6 protein-coding genes are annotated in these 6,564 nt (G+C 61.3%); 3 read left to right on the top strand and 3 right to left on the bottom strand.

Translation table 11 applies throughout. The annotated features are described in order from the left end of the window. The 3 genes from ACIOYV_RS24495 to ACIOYV_RS24485 form a co-directional block, all read left to right on the top strand. A partial coding sequence (locus ACIOYV_RS24495) for a hypothetical protein (RefSeq protein ID WP_401327754.1) occupies positions 1-190 on the top strand: 190 nt, incomplete at its 5' end. A gap of 164 nt (positions 191-354) precedes the next feature. Beyond that, positions 355-1,365, top strand: a complete 1,011-nt coding sequence (locus tag ACIOYV_RS24490; protein WP_401327751.1) for an extracellular solute-binding protein — start codon at positions 355-357, stop codon at positions 1,363-1,365. Then, entirely contained in the window at positions 1,365-2,930 is a 1,566-nt protein-coding gene (locus tag ACIOYV_RS24485; RefSeq protein WP_163908010.1) for an iron ABC transporter permease, read from the top strand. Before ACIOYV_RS24490 ends, ACIOYV_RS24485 begins: the two co-directional genes overlap by 1 nt. A 96-nt stretch (positions 2,931-3,026) precedes the next feature. On the opposite strand, the gene ACIOYV_RS24480 is transcribed toward ACIOYV_RS24485, so the two are convergent. The 3 genes from ACIOYV_RS24480 to ACIOYV_RS24470 form a co-directional block, all read right to left on the bottom strand. Then, positions 3,027-4,961 (bottom strand): methyl-accepting chemotaxis protein, encoded by a 1,935-nt coding sequence (locus ACIOYV_RS24480; protein WP_401327747.1) that lies wholly within the window; start codon positions 4,959-4,961, stop codon positions 3,027-3,029. 139 nt (positions 4,962-5,100) lie between these two features. After that, the gene (locus ACIOYV_RS24475; RefSeq protein ID WP_401327744.1) at positions 5,101-6,396 is read right to left on the bottom strand and encodes an adenylosuccinate synthase; all 1,296 of its coding nucleotides are present in this window, start codon (positions 6,394-6,396) and stop codon (positions 5,101-5,103) included. A 51-nt stretch (positions 6,397-6,447) separates the two neighbouring features. Further along, on the bottom strand, positions 6,448-6,564 hold a 117-nt coding region (locus ACIOYV_RS24470), incomplete at its 5' end, for a hypothetical protein (protein ID WP_401327895.1).

Raw genomic sequence — 6,564 nt, 5'->3', positions numbered from 1 at the left:
ATTCAAATTTCAGAGTCGATCTGAAATTTCACAAAAACCCGCGAAAGCGGGTTTTTGCGTTTCTGGCTTTCAAAAACCCCGGAACTGCGCAAGCCCACACCCTCCTGTAGCAGCTGGCGAAGCCTGCGTTCGGCTGCGCAGCAGTCGTAAACCTGCGCACCCGTTTCTTCCGAATGACCGCATTCTCTGATTTCGCGACTGCTGCGCAGCCGAACGCAGGCTTCGCCAGCTGCTACAAAGGCCCGCTCCCCCCCCTCTAGCAAAGCCTCGCCAGCCCCGCAAAGCGCACTTGAGAAACAATATCGTTTATCATTGTTGCAAGTTTTTGCAATGCGACAGTGAGGAACCCTGCGAATGATGTTTCGAAATACCCTGCGCCGAAGTCTGACCTTCACCCTCCTCGGCCTGGCCCTCGCCACTCCCCTCACCCAAGCCGCCGACCCGGTTTCCCTGACGCTCTATAACGGCCAGCACAAGGAAGTCGGCGATGCTGTCGCCAAAGCCTTCGAAGCCAAGACCGGGACTCACGTCAATGTGCGCAAGGGCAGCAGCAACCAGCTCGCCAGCCAGGTCGTCGAAGAAGGTGATCGCTCCCCCGCCGACGTGATCTACACCGAAGAGTCGCCGCCGCTGAACAAACTCGGCGAACAAGGCCTGCTGGCCCAGACCGACGCCGCCACCCTCGCCGTCCTGCCGAAAGATTACGTCGCCGGCAACGGCACCTGGATCGGCATCACTGCCCGGGTCCGCGTGGTCGCTTTCAACCCGAAACTGATCGACGAAAAAGACCTGCCCAAATCGGTCATGGAATTCTCCGACCCCAAATGGCAAGGCAAGGTCGGCTTCGTGCCTACCAGCGGCGCGTTCCAGGAACAAGCCGTAGCGATCATCAAGACCCACGGCATGGACGCTGCCGAAGAATGGCTGACCGGCCTGCGCGCTTTCGGCAAGGTCTACAGCAACAACATGGTGGCACTGAAGGCCGTGGAAAACGGCGAAGTCGCCACGGTGCTGGTGAACAACTACTACTGGTTTGCCTTGCAGCGTGAAAAAGGCCAGCTCGACTCGAAACTGCATTACTTCACCGGCGGCGACGTCGGCGGCTTGATTACGGTTTCCAGCGCTGCCGTGCTGAAGTCCAGCAAACATCCAAAAGAAGCCCAGCAATTTCTCGCCTACATGGCCAGCGAAGAAGGCCAGCGTGTGATCACCCAGACCACCGCCGAATATCCGCTGCACAAAGGCATGGAATCGGATCGCGGGCTCAAGCCGTTCAGCGAACTCGAAGCGCCGAAAGTCACGCCAGCCGATCTCGGCAATGCCGAAGAAGCCCTGGACCTGGAACGTGACGTTGGCTTGAACTGATGAGCGCATCGCTTTCCGCCCCCGCCGCGCGCGGGGGTTACGTGCCACGGCGCAAGCGGCCGTCAATCTGGTTGTTGTTGCCGGTGCTGCTGCTGGTTGTCCTCAGCCTGTTGCCACTGGCGTATGTCGGGCTCAAGACCTGGCAAGCAGGCTGGGCAGAGGCGCTGCACCTGTTGTGGCGACCGTATGTGTTTGGCCTGCTGCGCAACACGCTGTCGCTGATGGTCGGCGTCACTGTGGCGTGCGGTGTGATCGGTTTGTCGCTGGCCTGGCTGCTGGAGCGCAGCAATCTGAAGGGACGGCGACTGTGGGGCGTGATCCTGTGCTTGCCGTTCGCTGTGCCGGCGTTTGTCAGCAGCTTCACTTGGGTTTCCTTGAGCGCGCACTTCGAAGGTTTGGGCGGGGCGATTCTGGTGATGACCCTGTCCAAGTATCCGCTGGTGTTTCTGCCGGTGGCGGCGACCCTGCGCAATCTTGATCCATCACTGGAAGAGTCCGCCCGCACCCTTGGGCAGAATCGCTGGGGCGTGTTTTTCAGGATCACCCTGCCGTTGCTCTGGCCGTCGCTTCTGGCTGGCTCGCTATTGATTGCGCTGCACATGCTAGTGGAGTTCGGCGCGCTGTCGATCATCGGCCTGCAAACCTTCACCACCGCGATCTATCAACAGTTCGAGCTGGAATTCAGCAACGCCAACGCAGCGATGTTGTCGGCGGTGCTGCTGGCGCTGTGTCTGGTGTTGTTGTGGCTGGAATTGCGCGTGCGCGGCAAAGGTCGGCACGTGCGTACTGGTCAGGGTGCGGCGCGGCATGCAGAGCAGGTTCGCCTGGGACCTTGGGCCGCCGCCGGACAGGTTTATTGCCTGGCACTGGCGATCATCGGCAGCGGGATTCCGCTGGGGATGCTCGCGTATTGGCTGGCGGTCGGCTCATCGGCAGCGTTTCCGGTGGCGGCGATCAGCGAGGCTTTGCTGTCGTCCCTGGCACTGTCGCTGGGTGGCGCCGCACTGTGCCTGATTCTGGCGGTGCCGGTTGGGTTGCTGGTGGTGCGCTACAAAGGCCAACTGGCGATCTGGGCCGAGCGCTTGCCGTATCTGCTGCATGCGCTGCCAGGCCTGGTGATTGCGCTGACCCTGGTGTATTTCGCCCTGCACTATGTGCCGGCGCTGTACCAGACGTCGATGTTACTGCTGATCGCTTATGCGCTGTTGTTCCTGCCGCTGGCTCAGGCACCGATTCGCACGGCGCTGAACAAGGCTGCGCCGCAACTGGAAGAAGCGGCTCGCACACTGGGCGCATCGTCGTTCAGTGCATTCTGCCGGGTGACCTTGCCGATTATCTTCCCGGCGTTGGGCGCGGCGTTTGCGCTGGTGTTTCTGGATGCGATGAAGGAATTGACGGCGACGCTGCTACTGAGCCCGACCGGGCTGAACACTCTAGCAACGGAAGTCTGGGCGCATACCGCGAACGTGGAGTTTGCGGCGGCGGCGCCGTATGCGGCGTTGTTGATTTTGGTGTCGGGGTTGCCTGTGTACCTGTTAACAACCCGGATGTATTTGAGCCGTTGAAAAGCTTCGCGGGCAAGCCTCGCTCCTACAGGGGTCGCGTAACCAATGTAGGAGCGAGGCTTGCCCGCGAAGGCGTCAGCCCGACCAATACAAATCCTAAGCCCTGAACTGCCCCAGGCTAGCCTTCAACTGCGCCGCCAACCCATCCAGCACTTTGCCACTGGCCGTGGTTTCCACCACCGCCTGGGCCGCTTTCTCAGCCTGCGCATGAATCGTCTCAACCCGACCCCGCACCGCTTGCGCGCCCTGCGCCTGATGCGCCGCTGCCTGGGTCGCCAGGCCTATCGCCGCATGCACTTGCTCGACCGAGGCCTGCACTGACTGCTGCAACCGAGCGCTGTCACGCAACACCAGCAACCCTTCGCTGGCCTGGCGCCCGGCCTGACCGATGGCCGCTACCGCCTCACGCGCTCCTTGTTGAAGGGCCACGATATGCGCCTGGATGTCGCCGGTAGAACTTTGCGTCTTGCTCGCCAGCGCCCGCACTTCATCGGCCACTACGGCAAACCCACGACCGGTCTCACCGGCACGCGCCGCTTCGATGGCCGCGTTGAGCGCCAGCAGGTTGGTTTGCTCGGCAATCCCGTGGATCACCGTCAGCACCACTTCAATCTGCTCGCTCTGCTGCGCCAGACGCTCGATGACTTTCGCACCGGTATCAACCTGCCCGGCCAATGCTTCGATCAGACTGCCGACTTTCGCCGAGGTCCGGGTGTTCTCATCGGTGGCCGAACGAATATCCACCACTTGCTGCAACGCGGCTTGCATCGCGTGGCTTTCCGACTGCGCTTCATCAGCCATTTGCGACAACGCGCGCAGGCTCTCGGCCACTTCATCGCGCTGCATGCCCGCAGCCGCGTCGGCCCCGGCATTGCGCAAGGTCATGGCGCCGATTTCCACGCCGGTGCGCTGGGCCACGTCGCCCGCTTCGCGCACGATCGGCTGCAACTTATCCACAAAGCGATTGACCGCCGAGGCCATGTCGCCGATTTCGTCCTTGCTGTTGATCTGCACACGCTTGGTCAGGTCACCCTCGCCCGCCGCCAGATCATCCATGGCGGCAATCAGCATTTTCAGGCGATTGACTACGCGACGACCCAGTACCACGGCCAGCAACAGCAACACGCCGAAACCGACCACCGCCAGGCCCATGCCGATGCGCCAGCGCAAAGTGCCCGCCGCTTGTTGCACGGTGCTGGTGGTGTTGGCCTGCATTTCAGACGCCGTGGACTGCGCCGACTTCAGACGCGCGCCCATCGCTGCGGCGCTATCAGCCGCCGCGCCTTTGAGGCTGTCGCCGACCAGTTGATCACTGCTGGCGATCAGCGCGGCAAAGCGCTTGTCCAGCGCTGCCAGATCGACCTCCACCGAAGCGGTAGAAACGCCCATCAAGACCTTGCCGATTTCTACGCCATTGGGGCTGATCGAGGCTTCGAGGTAGTAGACCGACGGATCGTTCTTCGCCGCATCCAGCACTTTGTCCAAGGCGCGCTCGCCCTGGCCTTTCTCCAGCAGCGCTTTGTTGATCGGGTTCTCGCGATTCAAATAGCGGGTCAGGTGCTGGCCGGTGGCGTCGTCGTAGATCACGAACAACACGTTCGGATTGCGCTGGGCCCGGCGGGCGAATTCGGACAGGGTTGGAACGTCGCTGTCCCACATGGCGCGGGGTGCGACCGAGGCCAGAAGCTGCGCCATATCATTGGCGGAGTCCTTCAGGTCTTTTTCCAATGTCCCACGCAATTGCGCCTGCTCGTCCTTCAGACGCGAAGACAGGCCGGCGGTGAGTCGCTGACGGGTATTGGTCGAAAGGCTGTCCAGGCTCGACGTGACTTCACGCCCCGCTTGCTCCAGTTCACCAGAGAGTTTTTGACTGTCAGCACCCAGGCGCACGCCTAGATCGGCCTCCAGCGCAGTGACGGTGCTCCGGGTCAGGGCGACGGCAACCAGCACTTGCACCAAAAGGGCGATACCAAGGGTAACGAACACGGGCCGCAGAAGACGGCTTTGTAACAGTGAGAGAATGGCTGACACGGGATTATCCCTCTGCTTTGACGCCATTAAATTGATGGCACGCCAGAAGGCATAATTACAGCAAAGGTCGTGCCGCCCAACGGGCATAAACGACAAAGGCCCCGATTAAGGGGCCTTTGTGTTTTACATCAACGACTTATTAAGCGAACGGGTGACGCAAAACGATGGTCTCGTTGCGGTCCGGGCCCGTCGAAATAATGTCAATCGGCGCACCGACCAACTCTTCAACGCGTTTGATGTAGTTGCGAGCGGCTTGCGGCAGCTCTTCCAGGGTCTTGGCACCAACGGTGGATTCGGTCCAGCCTGGCATCTCTTCGTACACTGGCTCGAGGCCGATGTAGCTGTCGGCGTCAGTCGGTGCGTCGATCACTGCACCATCCTGGTTCTTGTAGCCAACACAGATGTTGATGGTTTCCAGGCCGTCCAGCACGTCCAGTTTGGTCAGGCACAGGCCCGAGATGCTGTTGACGTCGATAGCGCGACGCAGGATGACGGCATCGAACCAGCCGCAACGACGGGCACGGCCGGTAGTAGCGCCGAACTCGTGGCCACGCTTGGCCAGGAACGCGCCAACGTCGTCGAACAGCTCAGTCGGGAACGGACCCGAACCAACGCGAGTGGTGTAGGCCTTGGTGATGCCGAGGATGTAATCCAGGTACATCGGACCGAAACCCGAACCGGTGGCGATGCCGCCCGCGGTGGTGTTGGAGCTGGTGACATACGGGTAGGTCCCGTGGTCGATGTCCAGCAGGGAGCCTTGGGCGCCTTCGAACATGATGTCTTTGCCAGCGCGACGCAGCTCGTGCAGCTCAGCGGTGACGTCAAGCATCATCGGCTTGAGCAGCTCGGCGTATTCCATGCACTCGTCGAGAGTCTTCTGGAAGTCGATCGCTGGCTCTTTGTAGTAATTGACCAGGACGAAGTTGTGGTAATCCAGCAACTCGCCCAGCTTGGCGGCGAAACGCTCACGATGGAACAGGTCACCGATGCGCAGACCGCGACGGGCGACTTTGTCTTCGTAAGCCGGGCCGATGCCGCGACCGGTCGTACCAATCTTCAGCTCGCCACGGGCCTTTTCACGCGCCTGGTCCAGCGCTACGTGGTAGGACAGGATCAGCGGGCAGGAAGGGCTGATACGCAGGCGCTCGCGCACCGGTACACCTTTCTCTTCCAGCTTGATGATCTCGCGCAGCAGAGCGTCCGGTGCAACCACCACACCGTTGCCGATCAGGCACTGCACGCCTTCGCGCAGCACGCCCGACGGGATCAGGTGCAAGACGGTTTTCTCGCCGTCGATCACCAGGGTGTGACCCGCGTTGTGGCCACCTTGGTAGCGCACTACGGCGGCAGCCTGTTCGGTCAGCAGATCAACGATCTTGCCATTGCCCTCATCACCCCCTTGGGTGCCCAGGACTACGACCTTCTTACCCCTCACACTTGTCCTCAGTCGCGCAAACTTGGTGCCGGCAGCCGCCGGCAGGAAAACTCAAGAAGCCAGCGGCAATACTTGCCAAAGCCCGTTCTGCTGAATCAATTGCCGGTCGCAGTCCGCTTCACGGGCGGCGGCCAATGGTTGCCCAGGCAAAGCCTGAACGACACGCTG

The sequence above is a fragment of the Pseudomonas sp. NPDC087342 genome, assembly GCF_044744265.1.
Taxonomy (GTDB): Bacteria; Pseudomonadota; Gammaproteobacteria; order Pseudomonadales; family Pseudomonadaceae; genus Aquipseudomonas; species Aquipseudomonas nunensis.
This window is presented reverse-complemented; position numbering and strand designations above follow the sequence as displayed.

Excerpts from the sequence above, each read along its gene's own strand:
- ACIOYV_RS24490 (WP_401327751.1), top strand. The coding sequence starts at position 355 with ATGATGTTTCGAAATACCCTGCGCCGAAGTCTGACCTTCACCCTCCTC.
- ACIOYV_RS24485 (WP_163908010.1), top strand. The coding sequence starts at position 1,365 with ATGAGCGCATCGCTTTCCGCCCCCGCCGCGCGCGGGGGTTACGTGCCA.